Here is a 2,244-nt window from a genome sequence, read left to right as displayed (position 1 = left end):
TGCCAGGCCGGCCAGCCCTACCGGGGCGGCCGCCAGGGGAACGAGGGAAGCGGCCGCCACCGGCAAAAGGGCCGGCAGCAAAACGGGCAGCGTCGACTCGAGGATGTAATGCAGCAGCTGAATGGTGTTGCCGATCGTGGACCCGACGATCTCGACCATCGCCGCCGGGACGACCAGGACGAGAGCTTGAGGATTGAACGCGGCGGTGTAAACGATCGCCAAGAAGTCGTCGACGATGACTATGCCGGTGAAGGCAATATACGACCCCGGATCCAGCGGAACCGACAAGTCGTAGGCGATGGATTCCGGGGTGAGGTAACTCAGAAAGTCGCCGCTGAACGCCAGCCAGTTCCCAGGAATGGGGTACGGGGGCAACCACGACGGGTTCAGCCCCTGCAACCACGTCGCGATCGGATCGTTGAAATCCGTGAAGCCGATCTGGTTGAAGAAGTTCAGTATCTCTTGATACTCGGGGCCGATGTTCGGGTACGAGGGCTGGGGAAAAAGCCCTTGCAGATAGTTCTCCAAGTCGGTGAACCACGCGGGCGGGTTCGACGGGTCGACGGCAGCTGCCGACTTCGCGATCGTCGGCGCCGGTTCGGTGGTTGGCGTCGCCGCGACCGATGCCCCCGCGACGCCCTCATAGGTGCTCATCACGGTGGCGGCCTGGACCCACATCCGTGCATAGTCAGCTTCGTTGAGTGCGATCGGAATGGTGTTGATGCCAAGGAAATTCGTTCCCAGCAACACCGCATGGGTGGCGTGGTTGGCGGCAAGCTCACCCAAGGCCGGCATCGCGGCCAGCGCGGTGGTGTAGGCGGCCGCCGCGGTTTCGTGCTCGGCGGCCCTCGCGGTGCTGTTCGCGCTTTCCTGCTGCAGCCAGGCCAGATAAGGCGCATGCGCAGCCGCGTAACTCGCGGCGCTCGGGCCCTCCCACGTCGCGCCCTGTACCGCACCCAACACGGCGGTCAGTTCGTCGGCGGCCTCGGCGTATTCGGTGCTCAGAGCGGTCCACGCGTTCGCGGCCGCCAGCAACGACCCCGGTCCTGGGCCGCTGCTCAGCAGCGCAGAATGCACCTCCGGAGGCGCAGCCATCCAGACGGGGGCGGTCACGGCCGGCTGTCAAAAACTGATGAGAACAACGCACTCAGCGTCATGAGGGGACCCTCGCTTTCGGGGTGCACCGCCCCGGCTCGCAGGATGCGATGACGTGAGTCTCCTGGCTCTCGGATCGCTGCTCTCCTCGCCTTCCAACCTTGCGGCCGTGGCTGATGAGGGTCGCTCCCCGATGACAGTGGCGGGACCGCGCCGGATTCGCACCGGCTTCCTCTGTCGTCATCGCCTAACGGTGTGATTTTGCCATATCAGACCAAGTGTCGTGGCAAATCGCCAGCGCGTTGCATGCAGGTAGGCCAGCGTCGTACGGCGACGACAAACACGGACGAACGGTACGTGACCAGATGGGAAGCAACACGCACCGATTTCTGGTGCAACTCGGCTACCTGCTAGTGCTGACCGAGTTGCGCTGTGCAGTAATAGTTTTCGGCCTGGCCGTCGTTACGCTGGGGTATCGGCAACCCGGCTTCGGCCAGCAACTGTCCCGACCTGTGCCTGGTCGTCTGCCAACCGTGCTCGTCCAGGTAGGACGCAACATCGTGGCGTTCTCCGCCGTACCACAGGTCATCGATGTGGGCATCGAGGCCCTGCTCGTACCACTTCTGCGCCGCGGTGTGCATGACCTCCAACGACTCCGTTGCGCTCAGGAAGATCTCGACGACCAGTCGGCTGCCCCTGGCGCTGAGCTCGGTGATGTTGTCCAGCAGGCGATCCTGAGCTTCCGGCGGCAGGAACGCGAGCAGGCCTTCGGCAACCCACACGGTGGGCCGGTGTGCGTCAAAGCCCTCCTGCTGCAAGGCCGCGGGCCAGTCTTCGCGCAGATCGATTGGCACCGCGCGCAGGTCGACGGTCGGCTCGGCACCCACTGCCGCCAGCGTGGCGGTCTTGAAATCGGTCACCTGCCGCTGGTCGATTTCGAACACCACCGTGTCGGCCGGCCAGGACAGTCGGTAGCCGCGCGCATCGAGGCCGGAGGCCAGAATCACCGCTTGGCGGATACCGGATGCCATCGCGTCGGTGATGAATTGGTCGATGAGACGCGTGCGGACGGCCATCAGGTCGGTCATCGGCTGCATGCCCCACGGGTGGCCGGGTATGTCGACCTCGTCGCCGCTGAGCTCACCGTTT

The 2,244-nt window shown here is 64.7% G+C and carries 2 protein-coding genes and 1 riboswitch; both genes read right to left on the bottom strand.

From position 1 onward, the window contains the following. Positions 1 to 1,113, bottom strand: a 1,113-nt coding sequence (locus tag WAN02_RS20895) for a PPE family protein (protein WP_422266127.1), incomplete at its 3' end; no start/stop codon positions are given. A 79-nt stretch (positions 1,114 to 1,192) separates the two neighbouring features. After that, a riboswitch (cobalamin riboswitch) is annotated at positions 1,193 to 1,374 on the bottom strand. 131 nt (positions 1,375 to 1,505) lie between these two features. Beyond that, positions 1,506 to 2,244, bottom strand: a 739-nt coding sequence (locus tag WAN02_RS20890; RefSeq protein WP_422266126.1) for an SAM-dependent methyltransferase, incomplete at its 5' end; no start/stop codon positions are given.

The organism is Mycobacterium sp. (assembly GCF_049281135.1).
Classification (GTDB): domain Bacteria; phylum Actinomycetota; class Actinomycetes; order Mycobacteriales; family Mycobacteriaceae; genus Mycobacterium.
Note: the sequence above shows the minus strand (reverse complement) of the source record. Positions and strands in the feature narration are given on the sequence as shown.